This is a genomic window from Paenibacillus sp. LC231 (assembly GCF_001860525.1).
GTDB lineage: Bacteria > Bacillota > Bacilli > Paenibacillales > Paenibacillaceae > Paenibacillus_AQ.
Genome location: NZ_JFOM01000012.1, coordinates 84,819 through 104,502, shown reverse-complemented (window position 1 = coordinate 104,502; position 19,684 = coordinate 84,819). Strand labels below are relative to the sequence as shown.

The 19,684-nt window shown below is 53.9% G+C and carries 16 protein-coding genes; 7 read left to right on the top strand and 9 right to left on the bottom strand.

From position 1 onward, the window contains the following. Positions 1–94: 94 nt before the first annotated feature. From AK95_RS08430 to AK95_RS08415, 4 genes are all read right to left on the bottom strand, one after another. A complete protein-coding gene (locus AK95_RS08430) occupies positions 95–907 on the bottom strand; it encodes a phosphotransferase (protein WP_071219521.1) in 813 nt (270 codons plus the stop codon). Continuing rightward, entirely contained in the window at positions 900–3,119 is a 2,220-nt protein-coding gene (locus tag AK95_RS08425; protein ID WP_071219520.1) for a DEAD/DEAH box helicase, read from the bottom strand. The genes AK95_RS08430 and AK95_RS08425 overlap by 8 nt, the downstream gene beginning before the upstream one ends. Continuing rightward, entirely contained in the window at positions 3,116–4,453 is a 1,338-nt protein-coding gene (locus tag AK95_RS08420) for an ATP-binding protein (protein WP_071219519.1), read from the bottom strand. The genes AK95_RS08425 and AK95_RS08420 overlap by 4 nt, the downstream gene beginning before the upstream one ends. A 73-nt stretch (positions 4,454–4,526) precedes the next feature. Continuing rightward, positions 4,527–6,527: a TerB N-terminal domain-containing protein gene (locus AK95_RS08415; RefSeq protein WP_071219518.1), complete on the bottom strand. Its 2,001-nt coding sequence runs from the start codon at positions 6,525–6,527 to the stop codon at positions 4,527–4,529. A 138-nt stretch (positions 6,528–6,665) separates the two neighbouring features. Between AK95_RS08415 and AK95_RS08410 the strand changes: the two genes are divergently transcribed. Together AK95_RS08410 and comI are read left to right on the top strand one after the other, a co-directional pair. Continuing rightward, on the top strand, positions 6,666–7,328 hold the full coding sequence (locus AK95_RS08410; RefSeq protein WP_071219517.1) for a M50 family metallopeptidase: 663 nt from the start codon (positions 6,666–6,668) through the stop codon (positions 7,326–7,328). Positions 7,329–7,618: 290 nt separating this feature from the next. Continuing rightward, entirely contained in the window at positions 7,619–7,714 is a 96-nt protein-coding gene (gene comI / locus AK95_RS34735; protein WP_019639195.1) for a competence inhibitor ComI, read from the top strand. A 269-nt stretch (positions 7,715–7,983) separates the two neighbouring features. On the opposite strand, the gene AK95_RS08405 is transcribed toward comI, so the two are convergent. Then, entirely contained in the window at positions 7,984–10,785 is a 2,802-nt protein-coding gene (locus AK95_RS08405) for a glycoside hydrolase family 2 protein (protein ID WP_071219516.1), read from the bottom strand. A gap of 146 nt (positions 10,786–10,931) precedes the next feature. On the opposite strand from AK95_RS08405, the gene AK95_RS08400 reads away from it, so the two are divergent. After that, a complete protein-coding gene (locus AK95_RS08400; protein ID WP_071219515.1) occupies positions 10,932–11,864 on the top strand; it encodes an ArsR/SmtB family transcription factor in 933 nt (310 codons plus the stop codon). Positions 11,865–11,996: 132 nt separating this feature from the next. Here the strand turns inward: AK95_RS08400 and fhuB are convergent, their stop codons facing one another. Both fhuB and AK95_RS08390 read right to left on the bottom strand, forming a co-directional pair. Beyond that, on the bottom strand, positions 11,997–14,102 hold the full coding sequence (gene fhuB, locus AK95_RS08395; RefSeq protein WP_071219514.1) for a Fe(3+)-hydroxamate ABC transporter permease FhuB: 2,106 nt from the start codon (positions 14,100–14,102) through the stop codon (positions 11,997–11,999). After that, the gene (locus tag AK95_RS08390) at positions 14,099–15,133 is read right to left on the bottom strand and encodes an ABC transporter substrate-binding protein (protein WP_071219513.1); all 1,035 of its coding nucleotides are present in this window, start codon (positions 15,131–15,133) and stop codon (positions 14,099–14,101) included. The genes fhuB and AK95_RS08390 overlap by 4 nt, the downstream gene beginning before the upstream one ends. A 309-nt stretch (positions 15,134–15,442) precedes the next feature. On the opposite strand from AK95_RS08390, the gene AK95_RS08385 reads away from it, so the two are divergent. From AK95_RS08385 to AK95_RS08375, 3 genes are all read left to right on the top strand, one after another. After that, entirely contained in the window at positions 15,443–15,661 is a 219-nt protein-coding gene (locus AK95_RS08385; RefSeq protein WP_071219512.1) for a helix-hairpin-helix domain-containing protein, read from the top strand. 116 nt (positions 15,662–15,777) lie between these two features. After that, on the top strand, positions 15,778–16,089 hold the full coding sequence (locus AK95_RS08380) for an ArsR/SmtB family transcription factor (RefSeq protein ID WP_009590170.1): 312 nt from the start codon (positions 15,778–15,780) through the stop codon (positions 16,087–16,089). A 117-nt stretch (positions 16,090–16,206) separates the two neighbouring features. Next, positions 16,207–17,331, top strand: a complete 1,125-nt coding sequence (locus AK95_RS08375; protein WP_071219511.1) for an NADH:flavin oxidoreductase — start codon at positions 16,207–16,209, stop codon at positions 17,329–17,331. Here the strand turns inward: AK95_RS08375 and AK95_RS08370 are convergent. Both AK95_RS08370 and aroC read right to left on the bottom strand, forming a co-directional pair. Next, a complete protein-coding gene (locus AK95_RS08370; protein ID WP_071219510.1) occupies positions 17,328–17,612 on the bottom strand; it encodes a hypothetical protein in 285 nt (94 codons plus the stop codon). The two genes, AK95_RS08375 and AK95_RS08370, sit on opposite strands and share 4 nt — an antisense overlap. A gap of 15 nt (positions 17,613–17,627) precedes the next feature. Further along, positions 17,628–18,686, bottom strand: a complete 1,059-nt coding sequence (gene aroC, locus AK95_RS08365) for a chorismate synthase (protein ID WP_071219509.1) — start codon at positions 18,684–18,686, stop codon at positions 17,628–17,630. Between the two features lie 109 nt (positions 18,687–18,795). On the opposite strand from aroC, the gene AK95_RS08360 reads away from it, so the two are divergent. After that, positions 18,796–19,680, top strand: a complete 885-nt coding sequence (locus AK95_RS08360) for a LysR family transcriptional regulator (protein WP_083397568.1) — start codon at positions 18,796–18,798, stop codon at positions 19,678–19,680. Positions 19,681–19,684 lie beyond the last annotated feature (4 nt).

Below are 19,684 nucleotides of genomic sequence, written 5' to 3'. Positions count from 1 at the left end.
TTTTTGGAAGGGGTTACAAATATTTTTTCAATTATGCTCAATGACCCTTGAGGGATAGATATGAAAAAGCAGGCACTCTTCAAATCGGTACCCTTCATCGGTACCACTCTTCAAAGTGTGCCTGCAGAAATTGAACCTCTCGTTCGTAATGGGCCACATGCCCCTCATCGATCATGTTCTGGTAAGCCTTGTTGCCTTGTGCCGCACCGGTTGTAAGTGTATCACATAATGCCTTGATGCGTCTTATAGTCCATTCTTTCAAGTTGGGAGGCGGTGATATGCCATAGGACTTAAAGAACAGCGATATTCTGTGCGCTCGATCCGCAGCATGTATTTCCGATTGATAAGGTATCGATGTCCCTGTAGTGTAATCTATTGCAAAGCTTGCCAGCGGGACTGATGTGTACAGCATATAAACGATGTCCCAGATTCTTGGACCTGGCGCAGCCAAATCAAAATCAATCAGTGCAACCGGCACTTCGTTCTGAAAAACGATATTGTATGGCGCGGCATCATTGTGACAGATCACTTCATCGTCCCATTCCCCCGAAACCTGAGAGTTATGTCCAATCTCCGGTTGGATTGAAGTTGCAGCAAAGCCCTGTACGGCCTCATGATAACGCCGTAACAACGCTGCACTCTGGATAAGGGTATGGTCCGACCATATATAGGGTTTAAAATCAGGATATTGGTTTCCCGGCACTTCGCCAGGAATGTAAGACAAGATCTCACGACCGCTGTGATCAATGCCTATGAACTTGGGGGCGCCTTCAAACCCCTGCTTATCCAAGTGTCGAAGCAAGTCATGCACGAAAGAACTCCATTCAGTCGTACGATGAACGGTATTACCGATACGTACGACTTCGTTAACATTGCCACCAGGAAGTATTTCTTCCTTGTCACACATCCGTAGCTCCCCTTCCCGCTGCTCCATGTGCCATTCCCAGCACCTCGGCCAGTCCTTCCAGATCAAGTCCGTCGGCGGCAAAAGCGGTGCGAACGAGCTTCGGCGGAACGAACTCGTCATATTTGCCGAGATACGGCGCTTCGTCCGGATCCAGGAGCGCGCTTGCGTCTTCGCAATCCATCAGTTCCTGCTTGATTTCCTCCATCAGCGTCTTATTATCGACCTTACCCGCGACCACCATATAATATGGCTCCATCGGCACGATAGAGCGAAGCGCCAGCCGCTCCGACAGATTATGCTTCAGCAGTCGTTCCAGCGTGCGGAACTGCTTGCTGCCCGCCCAAGGCAGGATGAACAGGGAGTCGCCGCCCGCCGGTAGGACCACCTGCTTCAGCAGTCCGCTTTCCCGGGCGAGACGACGGGCCCGTTCCAGACGATTCACCGCGCCCGGCGCCAGATACGGATAAATGGCGCTGTCCGCCAGCACCTCCCGCATCTTCTGCACCACGCGAGTATGCACATCGCCGCCTGCGCCAAGCCACAAGGTATCGACCTTGCCCTTGGCCGACTTCACATACAGGGCCTTATGCTTCGTATCGACTTCCTCCACCTTCCACAGCTTGCCCGCGAGCGAGAAGCAGTAGCCCGGCGGCGGCACGGTCGTAATCGATCCGATTTCTTCGGACCCGTTATAGACGACATGCTCTTCATCGTCCTTAAAGACCGCGTAGAAGCGGTAGTTGTTCACGATTTTCTCCCCGCCAAGGCCGATGATCAGGCTGCCTTCCTCCGTTCGCTGGATGTGATCCGTCTGGAGCAAATACTGCAAGAACTCTTTGTATTCCTCCGGCTCGATGCCGCGGAATGCGGGTAGTGTCAGCACCGCTCTCGCCAGATCCGGCGGCTCTGCCTCGCCCATGCTCTTGAGCGTGCTCATCGTCTGATGATAGAGCACGCCCACCGGCTTCTTCCGCAGGGCCAGCGGTTCGACCCACTTCTCGCGAATATACAGCTCGATGACCGCAATGGCCCGGAGCAGCATCCATGGCATGCGCGCAGGCAGCATGGCCTCCTCGTCCTCGTCCTCCGGACAGAGGAACATCATCTCGGAGGCCTGATCCCCGCGCCGGCCGGAGCGGCCGAGCCGCTGAACGAAGCTGGAGCAGCTGTACGGCGCGCCAAGCTGGATCACCCGCTCCAGCTCGCCGAGATCGATGCCAAGCTCCAGCGTCAGGGTGGCTGCCGCAACCGCTGGCCCCGGCCCTTCGCGGAGCGCGGCCTCGGCTTCCTCGCGCAGCATCGCGGAGATGCTTCCATGGTGCACATGGAAGACGTCCCGCTGCTCGCGCTTGGCGGCAATCCGGCGCAGCTCGAGCGTGGTCAGCTCGGCATCCGAGCGGCTGTTCGTGAAGACCAGCGCTTTTTTCAGATGCGTGTTGTCGTATACGAAATCGTAATAGGCTTTACGAGCAAGCTCCAGCTGCTCCGCCTGCTTCTCATCCCGCGCATCCGGGAAGGAGAAATGCTCGACCGACAGCCGGAGCTTCCGCCCCCCTTGCGGCGAGACGACTTCGACCGCGTTCTTCGTTCCTGCGCCCAGCCAGCCCGCTGCGGTCTCGTAATCGCTAAGCGTAGCCGACAGCCCGATACGGCGAGGCGAACAGGAAGCCATCCGCTCGATCCGGGTCAGCTGGCTCAGCACCTGAATGCCCCGATCCGCTCCCATAAAGGCATGCACCTCGTCAATGATGACATACCGCAAATCCTGAAACAGCGCCGGGATGGCGTTCGGCCGGTTCATGAGCAGCCCTTCAAGCGATTCCGGCGTAATCTGCAGCACGCCCGACGGCTTCTGCATCAGCTTCGTTTTCTCGGCTTGGGACACATCGCCATGCCAATGCCATACCGGCACCTGACCCTCTTTCAACAGATCGGAGATGCGTTCGAATTGGTCGTTTATCAGTGCCTTAAGCGGGCCGATATAGAGGATCCCTACTGAGCTGGAAGGCACGTTGTACAGCTCCGTCAGCGCCGGGAAGAACGCGGCTTCGGTCTTGCCCGATGCCGTACCGGAAGCGATCAGCAAATGATTGGGCGTATCGAACAGGACGCGGCAGGCTTCCACCTGCGCCTCACGGAGTGTATCCCATCTTTTTTTATAGATAAACTCCCGAATGAACGGGGCCAGTCTGGAAAAAGGGTTTGCACTCATAATTCAAACTCCGCCAGGAGATCGTCCAGATCGTCCGAATCGGCATCATTCGGCCCTTTGCCCTGCGGCTGCGCTGCGGCACGCTCGCCTAGCAGCTCTTCAAACGTGGCCTCCGGATGCTGATGCAGCGTATGCAGCAGATCCATGAAATCCCGCACCACCTCGCGGGTGGTGAGCAGTTCCTCTGCTCCCAGCCTATTCACGGCCGTCTGCATGAATGCGATGAGCTGATCATCCGTTAACTGCGCTTCATATTTGAAGTGCAGGGCGTGGATATCCCTCAGCTTTTGCAGAAGGATCAGAATCTCCTCATACGACAGCATGTCCAGCTTCAGGATGGGCGAAGTGTACGTTCTCAGCGAGCTGCTGCCGTAGCGTCCGTCGATTAGGCGGGAACGCAGCGCGTCATAACTGAACAGCCCCCGGCGCTCATCCTCGACAAACTGCGGCGTTCCGCCCATATAGATGCCCAGATGCTCCGCTTTGCCCTGCATCGTGTCGTTGAACATGGTCAGCAGCTTCTCGTAGTTGCTTTGGCGGGATACGCTGTTGGTGATTTTGTAGAGGTTGACCCCTTCGTCAATGAACAATAGCAATCCCTTATACCCGATGGCAGCCGTAAACTCCGACCACAGCTTCATGTAATCGTACCAATTGTCGTCATCGATAATGACCCCGACGCCAAGGTCCTTGCGGGCCTCCGTCTTCGTCGGCACTTCCCCGCGGAGCCAGCGCAGCGCCGCTCCCTTGCGGTCATCGTCGCCAAGCTTATAGCCGTTCCAGTAAACAGCGAGAACCTTCGCAAAATCAAACCCGTGCACCAGATTCTGCATGCCGTTTGTCACCGCATAGATCTGCAGCTCCACCCGATCATTCAGGGCAGGATCATCTGGCCGCATGCCCGTCTCCTGCATGATGTCCTGCTGGATCGCGGCGATCCATTTCTGCAAAATGGCCTCCAGCGCTCCCCCGTCCGGACGCGTCCTTGTGGACAGATGGGTCATCAGCTCGCGGTATGTGGCAAGACCTTGCCCTTTCGTGCCCACCAGCCGCCGCTCCGGCGACAAATCCGCATCCGCCACCACGAAATCGCGGTCCATCGCGTAGTTGCGGATGATCTGCAGCAGGAAGCTTTTGCCGCTTCCGTAGCGGCCCGTAATCAGGCGGAAGGCGGCGCCGCCCTCGGCGATATTATCCATATCGCGCAGGATCGACTCCACCTCCGGCTTCCGGCCGACGGCGATGAACTCAAGCCCTACCCGCGGCACGACCCCTGCCGTTAAAGAGTTTACGAGGGCCGTTGTGAGCCGTTTCGGTATTTTTAATTCCGTCATAGTTCCACCTCTTTCAAGCATCTTACAAACATCTCTCAAAACATAAAGAGCCAGTCTATTTCAACGCGTCCGGTTACACGGACTTTAATGTTTCCAGCATATCTATATAATCATCCGCAATGGCCTCTCCATCGATCAAAAGATCACCGATGGTGTCCATCGCGGCATCATTGATCTCATCAAGCAATAACGCCGGCATGGAACCTGCCTTCTCCGCAATTTGCTGCAGCTCCGAGCGGTTCGGTCCCGCCTTGAGGGCGTGGAGAACTTCCAGGTGGGTGGGATTGAGACGCTCTGCAAGCTCCTGCCATTCCTCATCCTCCACCTCCCATTGCCACAACTGCTCTCCTACTGTAGGCATCCCTATAAGGACTTCTACATCTACGACGTGCGGGTCTATAATGTGGATGCCCCCAGCTTCAGATGAATGCTCTGATGAAGACAGCGGCTTGAGCTCTAGAGAGCCCATGGACTGCATCAAGCGATCCTCAGCACTCCCTGACGGCTCCATAGACCTACTGTTCGCCGCTTCTGATTCCGATTCTTCCGTGTTCATGGAACGAACGATGACATTTGCTTCATCAAGCTGATCACGCACCTCTAAGGAATCAAGCTCATAAGGATCTGCATCAAAATCCATCACCGCCTGGAACACATCCGGTTTCTTCGCCGCCGATTTTCGGGAAGATCGACCCTTGGAACGTGCATCCATGTTAGTGCTTGCTCCCATATCTTCGGAGTGACCTGAAGAAGCACCAACAGATGGAGCAGACTCCGGTACCGGCTGGCTGTTGATTACTTCAGCCTGCTGCCCGGCTTCCTCCGTAAGCAGCATGTCGCGGACCTGGTCCGACTCCTGCTGCAATCGGCGCAGCTTCCCGGTGTCGATCTGAACCTCAGGTATCGCCTGTCTGCGCTGCGCCTCGAGCTGCTCCTGAATCTCTTTTTTCAGATAACGGGTGATGACCTCTTCCACTTCGGGCTCAACCTCATCCGAGCCGCGCAGCCGTCCCTTGAAACCTCTCAATTCCCGCAGCTTATTCTCAGTCAAGCGAACCAACCCCGTTATATAAGAGCGCAGAGGAGCGTACTCGCTTAAAAAAACCACCGTCAGCACGACGTTTCGCCCGTATAACCCGTGATCATACACCGCGCTGCGGAATAAATGCCGTTTCACCTGCCGGGGCCGTGGCTGAAAGCGATCGATGAAGCGCTGCCCCTTCATTTTGGCTAAGTAACTGTCCACGAGCGCAATCACCTTCGGGGCATACCGTTCCAAGTCCTTGCGGCCATTCTCCTGGTAAAAACGGCTCTTCTCCACGTCATATTCCAGCAAATCGAGCAGCAGCTCCCACGTCAGCTCCACGGGCTGGAGGGAGAACCGACGCTTCCATTCCTTCTCCTTCAGCTCACTGGATAGAACGCGCGGAAAGCGCTGGTACGTTTCGCGGATCGGCATATCCAGGCCATGCACGATCATAAAATCGTATAACCACTCCCGCAGGTACGTATCCAGCTTGGCATAACGCTTACGGTAGGCATGCCACGCCTGCTCCATCAATTCATAGCCCTGCAGGGGATCGCTCCAGCCCACGCCATGGATCAGCTCGTAAAAATAGACAAACAAATAGGATAAGTCCGTATCCGGGTACCGCCCGGACCTGACTTCCTCCCGCCAGTAAAAATACCACTTAAACTGGTCGCTGGCCATCTGGTCGTAGGTCGGCCAATAGCTTTTGAAAGCCACAAAAGGGGCCTCTCCCTCCACATGCCATGCGAGCTCCCTTGCTTTCTGCACGAATTGCTGCTCCTTGGTCACGTAGCGGAAGTCCTCGCCCCAATTCATATCCAGCGGCTGCTGCGGCTTCACAATCAAGGATTTCTTCGTTGGTGCCACAAGATTCATGGGTTCCTGCTCCTGATGCAGCATATCTGAGTGCTTGTCCGGCAGCGAAACGTCCTGCTCATCACCGGCCAGCTCGAATTCGGCAAAACGAATCCCTTGGTCGCTCACGTGCGTAGTTTGTCTTATATGTTTTATGTGATTGTCGTTGTTAGGCTTATCGTTTGTCATCGAACATGAACCTCCGTCACAACTTCAATTATACCATTTAACCGATAGGGACTACCCGGTTTTCACATGTTTCTCATCTGTATTATAATGGACGGAATGATAGTCTAGCGAATGACTTTATGCTGAAAGGACCTTCGAATGAATAAATGGCTGAAAGCATTGTTATTTCTAGTGGGCGCGGCTATTCTGACAAGGCTGATCCCCTTCTCTTCCTGGTTCCGTATCCTGGATACGATGGTCCATGAGTTGGGGCATGCCGTCATGACGCTACTGATGTCGGGGCGGGTGCTCAGCATCGAGCTGAATCCCGATCACAGCGGCGTGACCTATTCCATGCTGGCTTCCGGCGGCTGGAGTCCGATTGTGGTCTCGCTAGCAGGTTATATGTCGGCGTCCCTGTTCGCCATTCTGATGTTCTACGGCTATGCCAAGAAAAAGCAGGCCACCGGCCTGATCACCATTACCGTGCTTGCTCTCATTATGATCATTTTCTTCGTTCGCGCCGGCTATGGATTATGGTGGCTCATTATTTTTATGATCGTGAATCTGATCTTCTATTTCCTCGGCGAGAAGATACGCAATTTCTACTACCTGCTGCTCGCCTTTCTCGTGCTAGAAGAGTCCGTGGTCGGTCCGCTAACCCTCCTGACCATGGCGCTGACCCAGCCCAAACAAGCAGGCGACGCCTCCAACCTGGCCAACATGACCGTGCTCCCGGCCTTTGTCTGGGCACTGTTGTTCCTGCTGTTCTCCCTGTGGTGCGCGAGGATGGCGCTCCAGCTGTTCTGGAAGAAGCGGTGAAACAGTTAATTGCAAGACAGGCAAAAGAAGCCAGCGTTATCCAATCTTTGGGATGACGCTGGCTTTTTTATAAGGACCCGTTCGCGGCTTAGAATGTCCTCGGGCATGGTCGTAACTGATGACATTAATAGTTCGAAGAAGGCACTTGCATCCTATAACATCGCGTTTTCACTGTAGGGGGTGCCCCTTTAATCTACAAGAACGCTTGTGCGCGTGTTCCAATAAAGGTAAAATATAACTACAATTGAATCTTGGGTGGGCATGGTTTCCCTTCGAAAGGAGGTGAAGCCATGGAAGTGAAAGATGCATTAACGATCATGTTCCTTTTTGGAACGTTCATTCTTGCTCTTTTAACATACATTAATAATAACAACAAGAGAAAGTAAAAACCCACCCAAAGGTTGAGGCCAGAGGTGGGTTTTGTTCCTATCGACTTAGAAAGGAATAAACCATCCAAGCCAATTGTACTGACCAAGTGTTCGCTGCACTTGGTCTTTATTACATATATAATAACATAATGAAAAAAATGTATCAAAGTGTAGAATAAAAATTGAAACAAGAATAATTAAGTTGAAGGTAAACGAAAATGGCAGCAGCTTTATCACATAACAACGTATCCACGCTGGGGCATTGACCATGGTCTGCCCGACCATGATCACCGGCACCGCACCAGCAAATCGATCGGATAGCGGCCTGCATTCCGACCATACAGACTGATGCCGCCTTCCTCGGCCCGCAGCTCCAGTCGGAAGCTGCGTTTGCGGTCAAGCTCTGCCGCGAGTCTTCCCGGTACCTGCGCCTGGCACAGGTATCCGTACGAACCGGCCTCTTCCAGAAGGTTATGGACCGGCTGATAATGCCACGACAGCACGCCTCGGCTATCGGCAGGGTCATCCGCGAGCACAACTTCGCCGATTTGGACATCGTCCACCCACACGGAGATACGGGATTCATGCAGCTCTTCATCCGTCATATAATACGTGCTCGGGTTATACTCCACGTCTGCCGATGCCCCGTGCATAAAATCGATTCCGTGCGTGCGATGACGCGCACCCTCGATATTTCGTGCCAATAAACGTTTCGCGCCAGCCTCGAAGAATATCTCGATATCGCGGATCAGCGGCTGTTCGTCATGATCCGGCAGCTGCACGTCATAAACGAATCGTCCCTCTCCACCGCCGTTCACTTTGGAGCCTAGAAGCGCCTCCCACATGTAAGCGAAGCTCTGCTCACGGAAAGTGTTAACCGGGATGCTTACGGTTCTGCCTTCCACTCCATCTACAGAGTTCCGGTTCCCATGCTCCTTGCCGCCACGCACGTCAAACGTTGTAAAGTTACGCGTCACTACACCGCTTCCTTCATTCAAGAGACGAACACCGAGGATGGCAACCGCATCCGTCTCCGGCATGCGAAGCTTCAGTTCAGTTATTGGTGCTACACCATAGCCGTCCCATGCTACTTCCAGAGTACCTTGATCAGCCACAAACTTCGTTCCGAGCTGATCATAGGATAATTCCCAGGCAAGGGTAAGCTTCTGCCCATGATATTGATCCGAATAACTGGAACGCAGCAGTGGTATGGTCTTCTCTGCCCCTTGGTCCAGCGTCTGACAAGGCGGTGCGTCAATAACGATGAAGTCCGGCGTGTGCAGATCGGCGATCGTCATGCCCGGCACAAAATCTTCGTACCCAAATTTTTTGTCCGTCCCATCCAGACGGTAGTAGCCGTTGAATTCGTTTGTTACGTCGCGGAACTCCGTAAATACGAAGCCGCACAGCTTATCATGGCGTCGGAATTCGTTCAGCATGTAACGGTAATGCCATGCGAGATCGCTATCCCCGGCTCCTCCGTCAATTCCCCACACGTTCCCGCATTCACTGTTCATGAGCGGAGCGTCGCCTTGCTGATTGCCGCCGATATAGTTGTGTTCGGACCCTGGATAGGTCTTCTGGACAATCTCCTCAATATGATTCCGCAGCGGTTCATAACCGTTGATGTAAAAATGCCAAGTATTGATATCCGTCTCCACATGATCGTAGGCGCATGGAGAATTGTCTTCCACAATCCGAGTCGGGTCCAGCTTCTTGGCCCATCTGTATTTCTCCCTTACCCACTCCTGGGTCTCCGGAAGATAATACCGATGCTGTCCTTCGCCGCCCGTCAGGCCGGCAGACTCGCTATCCGTACGGAGTCCCCAAGTCTCGTTAAACATGACCCATGAAAAGATTGACGGATGATTCCGGTCCCGCTCAATCACTTCCAGCGCCTCGCGCTCATAGGCGGAACGCGCCGCTTCATCCGGATTGCCCCAGAAGCACGGCATATCCTCCATCACCAGAATTCCGAGTTTATCCGCCCAATACAGCTTGCGGGGCTCCTCCGGCTTGATATGAATCCGCACGAAGTTCAGTCCCAGCCGTTTCATCAGATAGATCTCGTCCCGCATCTCCGTATCCGTCGGATAAGTAAAGAATCCCGTCTGATGGTAGGATTGGTCCAGCGTCCCGTTTAAATAAACCGGCTTCCCGTTCAACGTGATCCAGCGGTAATCCCGTCCGTCAAACTTCGCCGTTCCGATCTCCCGTATGCCAAAATAAGTATGGACGACATCTTCGCCGGAAGAACTCGTGAGACGCAGCTCCCCTTCATATAAGTGAGGGGTTTCGGGACTCCACAGCCGCGGGTCGTTGACTTGGAACACCGTTGTCCGTTCATTCGCGCCTTCTTGCAGTTCCCACTCCACCTGATGCGTAACCGAGCCCTCCGCAAACGAGAGTTGGAGTGTCACTGCCCCTGCTTCTTGAGCCTGGATCTTGGATTTCAATTCAATCTGACCGTCAATGGAGGTCGTAAAGATGGCTTGCTCCATGTAGGTTTGCGGCCGGGCCTCCAGCCAAACCGGCTGCCAAATGCCCCGGATCTCGCCATACCCCTGCTTCCCGCGGGCTTGGGAATTGTGGTCGAAGTCCTCTGCACGCACCACGATCGTATTATCTTTTGCCGAATCCCACACCGTTGTCACGTCAAATTCAAAGGCTCCGTACCCGCCTTGATGCGAGCCGACAAACTTGCCATTGACCCATACATCGCACAGATAATCCACGGCCCCAAACCGCAGAAAGACTCGGGACTGCTTCTTAGCCGGCTCCCATTTCACGGACCGACGATACCAACCTACCCCCTTCTCGTTACGCTCAATACCGGACAAGGGACTGACCCAAGAGAACGGCACCGTAATCTCTGAGGTAAACAGGCTGGCGTCTCCGCCCTGCAAGACAGCAGCGGAATCACCGGTGCCAGTATCCACTTGTTTCCGTACATCATCTGATCCTTCCGTATCGAGCCGAAACGACCACTGGCCGTTCAAATTCAGCCAGTCTTTTCGTTCAAAGTCCGGTCTGGGGTACTCCGCGCGCGGAATTTCTGTATGAATGGAGGGTGCTACAGAAGTCTTCATGAAGCGAACACAACCTTTCCTTTTCTGAATTCGCCCCTATTCTAGCACCTATATACAACAAATGCAATGTACATTATACTTTTACAATATATCGAATTTATTGTACACTTGGAGTCACTATAACTCTTCAGTAAAGGAAGGGGATTATGAACGAATCGAAGCTGGAAACCAACCGTTATCCGGCATCCCGGATCGTGGAAGTGGCCAAAGCCCTCTCCAGTGATGTCCGTGTCCGCATCCTTGAAGCGCTCGGCGATAAACCGATGAGTGTCGGTCAGTTGGCGGAGTCGCTTGGGATTGCGCAGCCTACGGTGTCCATTAATGTCCAGATGCTGGAGCAAGCGGATCTGATCGTCTCTTCGCAAGGAGCGAATCGGGAAAAAATCTGCGCCGTCACCTGCCGCTCCATTTTTCTCGAGCTGCCCTCGAGGCCAGGTGAGGGGCTGCAGCGCACGGAAGAAATCCACATGCCGATCGGCATGTTCTCCCACTGTTCCATCGAGCCAACCTGCGGTATGGCAGCTCGGGACGGATCTCTAATCGGGTCCCCTGACGATCCGCGCGCCTTTTACATGCCGGAACGAACGGAGGCTGCGCTGCTCTGGTTCTCGGGATCAGGATATATCGAATATTATTTTGCGAACCCTATGCCGCCCGGAGCGGCTCTTGATGAGCTGCGCATCCGCGCGGAGCTTAGCTCCGAGGCGCCTTCCTTTCAGCAGGATTGGCCATCCGACATCACCGTTAGCATCAACGACCTTCCTGTAGGCACTTGGACAAGTCCCGGTGATTTTGGTGACCGCAAAGGCAAACTCACCCCGGATAAATGGAGAAGCGGCAGCGAGTACGGCATGCTAACGGAATGGCGCGTAACCAAACAAGGCAGCCAAGTCAATGGCCACGAGTCCAGCGCCACGACCATCGATTCGCTGGAGCTTGCGTTTAACCGGCCCATCCGCGTCCGCTTTGAAGTGAAGAGAGACGCCGAGCACCCGAACGGCCTGAATCTGTATGGTTCGGGTTTCGGAGATCATCCGCAGGATATCATCCTGTCTTTTGTGCGGTACACGGAAGCCTAACAGCCCACCGCAGCCAGAAGATGAAAAAGAAGCAAATCTAATAATCAACCGAATGAAGACAAAAAAGGCTATCCCATGCCACCTCTCTTGGCGATTATGGAATAGCCTTTTGAATATTTAATCATCACGACGTTATTTCTTCTTCAGCTTATTGGTTTTTCCCATCAGATATAACAGATACGGCGCACCCAGAAGCGCGGTAACGATACCCGAAGGCAATTCCTTCGGGATCATGACCACCCTTCCGATCCAGTCTGCCCCAGCCAGCAAAATTCCGCCGAGCAGCGCCGCGATGACCATCGATTGCCGATGGCGAGCCCCAACCAGCATTCTGGCGGCATGCGGCGCAAGTAGTCCGATAAAGCCGACCGATCCGACATTGGCTGCGGCGATCGAAGCCAACAGCACCGCAATGATGGCGACATACACCCGGGTATTCCGCACATGGAGACCGAGACCGGTTGAGCTTTCTTCGCTGAACGTCAGCAGATCCACCTTCCGCCCGAGCCACGCAGCCAGAGGAAGCAGGATCAGAATAGCGGGAACAATCCGCTGCACCTCCGTCCAGCCCCGGTTATATGTGCTTCCCGCCATCCAGGATAATGCGGGGGCTACGTCGACCTTTGCATGAATGATCATCAGATTGATGATGGCGGAACCAAGCGCGGCAACGGCAATGCCGACCAGCGTAAGAATCGTCGGATGAAGTCCTCTTTTCCAGGACACCGCATATACCAAAGCGGCTGCAGCCATCCCCCCAAGAACCGCGCCGACCGGGACCCAGCCTGCCGACAATTGCGGAAAACCGATCATCAAGAGCAGTGCGCCAGCACCGGCTCCGCTGGTCACTCCGATCACCTGGGGATCCCCCAGCGGATTGCGGACCGCATTCTGCAGAAGACTGCCGCTGACGGCCAGCGCCATGCCGGACAATCCGGCAGTTAACAGCCTCGGCAGGCGGAACTCCAGCAGAATCTGGCGATACATCGACTCGCCGCCTCCCGTAAACACGGCCAGCACTTCCGTGAAGGGAATGCGCAGACTGCCGCTCATCAGGCTGAATACCCATACCAGCACCAGCAGCACGCTAAACAGTGTTACCAAGGCCGGATAAGGTATCCGGCGCAGGCTCGTGCCCGCCATGATCGATCCGCCGGAAGACCCGCGCCCTCCGATCAACGAGCGGGATACCCGCATTGCAAGCCAGATGAGGCACGGGGCTCCGATCATGGCCGTAATGGCCCCGACCGGAAGCTCACCGTAGGCGTTTATGAACATCCTGGCCACCGTATCGGCCCCGACAAGGAGTGCCGAGCCCCATAAGGCAGCCAGCGGAATTAACCCCGCATGCCGGACCACGCCGGACAGGCGGACCAGATGGGGAGCGACAAGCCCGATAAAGCCGATCGGGCCAACCACGCTCACGGTCACGCAGGCCAGCACAATCGCTGCTCCCATCGCAAGCAAGCGGGTGGTGCCGACTTTTTGGCCAAGGGAACGTGCCGACTCCTCATTGAGGGTGAGAATGTCCCACTGGCGTACCGCCAAACACAGCACGATCAGCCCGCCAATGATCCACGGCCATGAAAAAGCTACGCCATCCCAGTCATTCTGAATAAGCGAGCCGGAGCCCCACAGAAAAATCCCCTGCGTCGTTTGCTGGTTCAGCAGCACCAGCGCACTCGTAACGGAGGATAAAACCAGGGTTACGATCATGCCGGACAATGCAATCCGCAAGGGAGATCCGTGCGTCCTGCCAGCCAGCGCATAGACGGCTACAGCCGCCAGCGTTCCGCCTGCCACTGCCAGTGGAAGGGCATATTGGTGCAGCAATCCCGGCCAGAAGATCATCCCGGCCACGACAGCCAAATAAGCGCCCGCATTCACGCCAAGCGTCGTCTCCGAAGCCAGCGGATTGCGTGTTACGGTCTGCATAAGCACGCCGGACACCGCCAAGGCCGCGCCCGCCAGCAGGCCCATGACCGTTCGCGGAAGGCGCACGCTGCGGATGAGATGGTGATCTGCAATATCCTGCGGAGACACCAGCGCCTGCACAACCGTTTTGACCGATATATCCGCAAGGCCTTGCGTTAAGCTGATAAACGTAAGAAATAGCAGTGCCGCAAGGCCTCCAGCCAGCATCCATAACGGCTTCCAGCCCCTACCTGAGGCAACAGGCGGGGCCGGATGGATGCTCACCGGCGCGGAGCCTTGAGCTGGTTTCTCGCCGAAACTCATTGCGTGAGCAGGTCAGCTGTCTTTTGAGCCATGGTCTGGGCAGACAACGGGCCGCCGTAAGGCCACATGTCACCGCCAAGTGCATACACGCGGTCTTCTTTAACAAAGTTCAGACCTTTCCACACCGGATTGTCCTTCAATTGGTTCTCGATGATGTTATCGCTCTCCTGGATAATATGCAGGAAATTCGCATCCTGAAGGGCAGGCAATGCCTCTACGTCTGTGGTGGTAAAGCCATAAACCTCAAATTGATCAGTTTTGTGGGCATTAGTCAGCCCGATGTGCTCCAGAATTTTGACGGCCAAGGAATTATCCGTTGAAATCCGGAACGTCACCGCATTCTGGTTACTGTATCCCATGGCGAGCGCAAACGGTTTTTCCGTCATGCCGGCTGCTTCAAGTTTGGATTTGGCATTGGCATAGGTTTGATCCAGATCGCTCAGCACTTTTGCGGCTTCGTCTTTCTTGCCAAGCACGTCGGCAATCGTATTGAAGGTATTAACCATCTCTTCATATTGATCCCCTTGTCCCTCAGTCGGATAAGGATCAAACACCAAGGTAGGCGCGATGCTGTTGTACGTATCATAGCCGGCTTCAAGATTCGATTTCAAACCGATGATCAGGTCCGGCTTCAAGGAAGCGATCAGCTCCAGATTCGGCTCTTGACGGGTGCCGACATCGGTAACGTCCGCCCCAATCTCTACGGGGATGTTCACCCATTGGTTCATCCCTTCAATGTCTGCAATGCCCACAGGCTGAACACCAAGTGCAAGGACATCCTCTGCGTAAAGCCATTCCAGCGCGACAATACGCTTCGGAACGCCCGTAATTTTCGTCTCGCCCAGAGCGTGCTTGATGGTTCGGGTTTCCGGCGTGCTTTCAGTGTTATCCCCGCCCTGTGCGGCCCCTTGATCCGAATTCTTCGCTGCCGTGGAGCTGCCTCCTTCATTGGATGCCGCACCCCCGCCGCAACCGGCTAAAGCCAAAGCAAATATCAATACGATAAACACGAGACCCTTCATACTGCGCATCGAATTTCTCCCCCTCATACCCTCTATGTATTGTAGATATTGTTTATTAATAATAATTATTGAGAACAATTATCATTATCAACACTCAGCACAATGATAATTATTCTCATTAAGATTGTCAATAGAATTTATGAAGATTGTCTAAACGATCCATGAATCTGTCCTTCTTCCATGAGTATAGGATTCGTTCTTTACAGAACATTAGATGTATAACATAATCTTACTGATTATTCCTACAAACTTAACCTCTACCACTATTCTTGTGCCTTGTATCCATTAAACAAAACAATCGAAAAGAGAGGGATCTCCATGCGTGACACCCCCCCCACTCCGGCTGCAGAAAGCGACTTTCCTGTTAAGGCCGGCAAACCTGCACGTCAAGCCCTTATCGTTGCAGGCTATCATCAGCTTGCCGACCTCACCCAAGCATCCGAGAAAGAACTGCTGGCGCTTCACGGGGTAGGACCCAAAGCGGTCAGGATACTACGCGAAGCTCTCGCCGAGAAGGGACTAGCCTTCAAAGAATAAATAAACAAGATAGGTCTCCTGAAGCCCTAAGGACCAGGGATCTATCGTGTTTATTTTTTTCCCATATTTTCAAATTCCATATTTACATTTCTATAAAAATAGATATAATGAAACACATGGATACCTTACAAACCATCAAAGCACTATCAAACGAGTCCCGGTTTAAAATTCTGGAGTGGCTGAAGCATCCGGAGGAACATTTTGACCCGCAGGATCACATGCCTTCCAAATGTGATTTTCATGGCGGTATCTGCGTGGGCTCCATTTCAGAAAAAACAGGACTCGCTCAGTCGGTCGTTTCTGGTTATCTGGTAAAATTGCAAAAGGCCGGTTTACTGGAATCCCATCGAGCGGGCCAGTGGACATATTACAGACGCAATGAGGAGGGCATTAAGCGTTTTATCGAACAACTCAAGGAAGAGCTTTAGGCTTAAAAAGCAAATTCAGATTAAAGATTAAGCTTAAAAGCTCTTTCTTTTTATCATATATATCTATTTTTATGAAAATACAGAAAAGCATATTAAACATATTGGAGGATTCCATACATGAGCAATCAAAATCAAAGTGTCCGATCTACAGCATCCCTATTCGAGCCATATACCATCGGCAACCTTACTCTTCCATCCCGCGTGGTGATGGCCCCTATGACGCGCGGGTTCTCTCCAAACGGCGTTCCAGGCCCGGATGTGGCCGCTTACTACCGTCGGCGTGCGGAGAATGGCGTCGGATTGATCATTACCGAGGGAACACTGATTAATCACCCGGCTGCAACCGATAACCCCAATGTACCTAACTTCCATGGTGAAGCCGCATTGAACGGCTGGGCCGAGGTGGTCCGTCAGGTCCACGAAGCCGGCGGTAAGATCATGCCGCAAATTTGGCACATCGGCATGACTAGACCAATAGGTGCCGAGCCTAACCCGGAAGCACTTCCCATCGGACCATCCGGACTTGACCTTGACGGCAACGTCGTCACGAAACCTATGACCAAGGATGAAATCGAGCAGGTTATTCAAGCTTATGCCGATGCAGCCGCGAATGCCAAACGCCTTGGCTTTGACGGCGTAGAAATCCATGGTGCCCACGGATACCTGATCGACCAATTCCTCTGGGAGAGAACGAACCAGCGTACCGATGAATACGGAGGTGACATGCTGAAGCGTGCCCGCTTTGCGGTCGAAGTGGTCAAAGCCGTACGTGAGGCGGTGGGTCCAGATTTCCCAGTTGCCATCCGCCTATCCCAATGGAAGACGACCCAATATGAGGCCAAGCTGGCGGATACGCCTGAAAAGCTGGGTCAGTTGTTAACCGCGCTGTCTGACGCCGGGGTCGATATATTCCACTGCTCGACCCGTCGCTTCTGGGAGCCTGAATTCGAAGGTTCTGACCTGAACTTTGCTGGATGGGCCAAGAAACTGACAGGAAAAACAGTCATCACCGTCGGTTCCGTCGGTCTCGATGAAGTATTCACCAGCCTCTTCACCCAAGGTAAGGGTGCCGGTCAGAGGGACCTTGAAGAGCTGCTTAGCCGCCTTGAAGAACATGAATTTGACCTGGTTGCTGTCGGCCGTGCCCTGTTGGCTGATCCGCAATGGGCCGCTAAGGTTCGAGACGGACGTTTCGACGAGCTGGCACCATTCAAGCCGGATTCCTTGCAAACCCTGGTTTAATGCGATTTCAGCTCCCCAGCCCCCTTGGGACCTGAGAGCCGCATTAGATCTTTAAATAAATCAAAAACCGGAAGAAAGACTTCAGTCTCCTTCCGGTTTTTTTGCTGTATATGAACTTGCTTGCTCTTATCGCTCACCTGGACAGCCGGCCGCCAATGGCACACCCGCTTCCAGCTCCATTCAACGGATTGTTTCCCGAAGAATTGACGCGGCGAAGCATACTTCCTGAAATACCTGATGGCTGAAATGTGACACAGCTGCCACTCTCGGGTCGACTTCATCCAGATTGTTCCCTGCTATTCGTCCTGCAAGGCGGCTTGACGCTTGTAATGATCCTCGATTACCATGCAAGCCATCGCTTCGATCACCGGTACGACACGGGGGCAGATGCATGGATCGTGCCTGCCGATGGTCTCAATCTCCCGTTCGTTGCCCTCCACATCGACTGTCCGTTGGGGAATCGAAATGGAGGAAGTCGGCTTGACGACGACTCGGAACACGATATCCGCCCCGGTGCTGATACCACCGATGATTCCGCCGGCATGGTTCGTCCGGAACCCTCCCGCGTTCATCTGATCGTTGTGTTCGCTTCCCCGCATAGAGGCTGCTTGAAAGCCTGCCCCGAATTCAATGCCCTTAATCGCGCCGACGGACAACATAGCCTTCGCTAACTCAGCGTCAAGCTTGTCGAATACGGGTTCCCCCAGTCCCGCGGCAATGCCGCTAATTCGGCATTCGACAATCCCCCCGCAGCTGTCCCCCACTTCGGCCAGTCGTTCTATCCTCTCAATCATGCGAACGGCTGCTTCCGGATCACACGCACGAACGGCATTCCGTTCGATAGCATCGGCGTCAAATTGCTCGCATCGGATACCTCCGATCTCGGTCGTATACGCCAGGATGGAGACACCCCGACGTTCCAGAAGCTTCCGCGCCACGGCTCCAGCAGCCACTCGCGCAGCCGTCTCCCTTCCCGAAGCTCTTCCGCTTCCTCGATAGTCGCGAATCTTGTATTTTTTTTCATATGTGAAATCCGCATGCCCGGGCCGGTAGGTCGATTTGATTGTATCGTAAGCCGACGGGCGCATGTCAGTGTTGTTAAGCATGATGCACAGTGGCGTCCCCGTCGTTCGTCCCTCGAAAAGTCCAGATAATATGCGGATCTTATCGTATTCCTTGCGGGGAGTCGTAACGGAGGATTGCCCCGGCCTTCTGCGATCCATCTGAATCTGAATGTAGCCCTCGTCCAGCTCAACGCCCGGTGTGACACCTTCTAAAATGACGCCGACTGCGTCTCCGTGCGATTCCCCAAACGTAGTCATTTTCAATCGTTCTCCAAACGTACTTCCTGCCATGTCCCTACCTCCCGAATACTTTCGATTCCTTTTCATTTAGTTTAAGGTTATAGTTGAAATAAATGAAATCGTAATATCGCACAGATGCCATAGAGAGGATTGATGACAAATGATCGCCAACACCGAATGGTATCGGGTGTTTCTGCATGCCGCCGAGACGTCCAATTTGACGAAAGCTGCACAAAACCTCCATATGACACAGCCTTCTGTGAGTTATGCCATCAAACAGTTGGAAGAAGCACTCGGCGTGGGCCTGTTCGACCGGTTATCCAAGGGCGTCCGCCTGACGCAAGAAGGTCAAGCCTTGTATCAGCATGTAAGGCAAGCATTCGACGAACTTGATTCAGCCGAGCGGCGATTGAAGAAGCTGAAGCAGTTCGGCGAAGGCAGGCTGAGGATTGGCGCGAACGGGGCCATCGTTAAGGACTTTCTCCTCTCCTTGCTCGACCGATTCCATGCTCGTTATCCCGACATCCGCATTCAGCTGTCACAGGAACGAACCAGCAGCATCGTGGAGCGCTTAAAGAAAGGCTCGTTGGATCTTGGCTTTGTTCACCTTCCCGTATCGGACGAGGAAATCCATATCATCGACTCCCGTACCTCGCCTTATTGCGCCGTAGTCGGAACGGCCTTCGCAGATTGGGCACGCAGGCCTCTACGGACGGAAGAATTGACGGAGCTCCCCCTCTTGTTGCTATCCCCTGGCAGCTCGACGCGCTCCTTCATCGAAGGGTGGTTCCGATCACAGGGAGTGGAAGCGGAAGCCGACTTCGAGTTGAACAGCCTGGACATGTTAGCGGAATTTGCCGAGCGCGGTTATGGAACAGCATTCTTACCACGAGCCTTTGTCGCGTCCCGCATCTCGGACGGTTCCTTGCTGGAGCTTCGAACCGAAACGCCATTACCCGATCGATATATCGGCGTCGCCGTTCGGAAGCAGGTGTCGCCCTCGCTGGCGGCAGGGGCATTTTTGGAGATGCTGCAGCAGAAATGATGAT

Bases quoted from the DNA above. Each gene is read 5' to 3' on its own strand.
- AK95_RS08360 (WP_083397568.1), top strand. From the start codon at position 18,796: ATGATCGCCAACACCGAATGGTATCGGGTGTTTCTGCATGCCGCCGAG.
- AK95_RS08385 (WP_071219512.1), top strand. From the start codon at position 15,443: ATGCGTGACACCCCCCCCACTCCGGCTGCAGAAAGCGACTTTCCTGTT.
- AK95_RS08410 (WP_071219517.1), top strand. From the start codon at position 6,666: ATGAATAAATGGCTGAAAGCATTGTTATTTCTAGTGGGCGCGGCTATT.
- AK95_RS08390 (WP_071219513.1), bottom strand. From the start codon at position 15,133: ATGCGCAGTATGAAGGGTCTCGTGTTTATCGTATTGATATTTGCTTTG.
- AK95_RS08380 (WP_009590170.1), top strand. From the start codon at position 15,778: ATGGATACCTTACAAACCATCAAAGCACTATCAAACGAGTCCCGGTTT.
- comI (WP_019639195.1), top strand. From the start codon at position 7,619: ATGGAAGTGAAAGATGCATTAACGATCATGTTCCTTTTTGGAACGTTC.
- AK95_RS08430 (WP_071219521.1), bottom strand. From the start codon at position 907: ATGTGTGACAAGGAAGAAATACTTCCTGGTGGCAATGTTAACGAAGTC.
- AK95_RS08415 (WP_071219518.1), bottom strand. From the start codon at position 6,527: ATGACAAACGATAAGCCTAACAACGACAATCACATAAAACATATAAGA.
- AK95_RS08370 (WP_071219510.1), bottom strand. From the start codon at position 17,612: ATGAAGTCGACCCGAGAGTGGCAGCTGTGTCACATTTCAGCCATCAGG.
- AK95_RS08425 (WP_071219520.1), bottom strand. From the start codon at position 3,119: ATGAGTGCAAACCCTTTTTCCAGACTGGCCCCGTTCATTCGGGAGTTT.
- fhuB (WP_071219514.1), bottom strand. From the start codon at position 14,102: ATGAGTTTCGGCGAGAAACCAGCTCAAGGCTCCGCGCCGGTGAGCATC.
- AK95_RS08375 (WP_071219511.1), top strand. From the start codon at position 16,207: ATGAGCAATCAAAATCAAAGTGTCCGATCTACAGCATCCCTATTCGAG.
- aroC (WP_071219509.1), bottom strand. From the start codon at position 18,686: ATGGCAGGAAGTACGTTTGGAGAACGATTGAAAATGACTACGTTTGGG.
- AK95_RS08420 (WP_071219519.1), bottom strand. From the start codon at position 4,453: ATGACGGAATTAAAAATACCGAAACGGCTCACAACGGCCCTCGTAAAC.
- AK95_RS08400 (WP_071219515.1), top strand. From the start codon at position 10,932: ATGAACGAATCGAAGCTGGAAACCAACCGTTATCCGGCATCCCGGATC.
- AK95_RS08405 (WP_071219516.1), bottom strand. From the start codon at position 10,785: ATGAAGACTTCTGTAGCACCCTCCATTCATACAGAAATTCCGCGCGCG.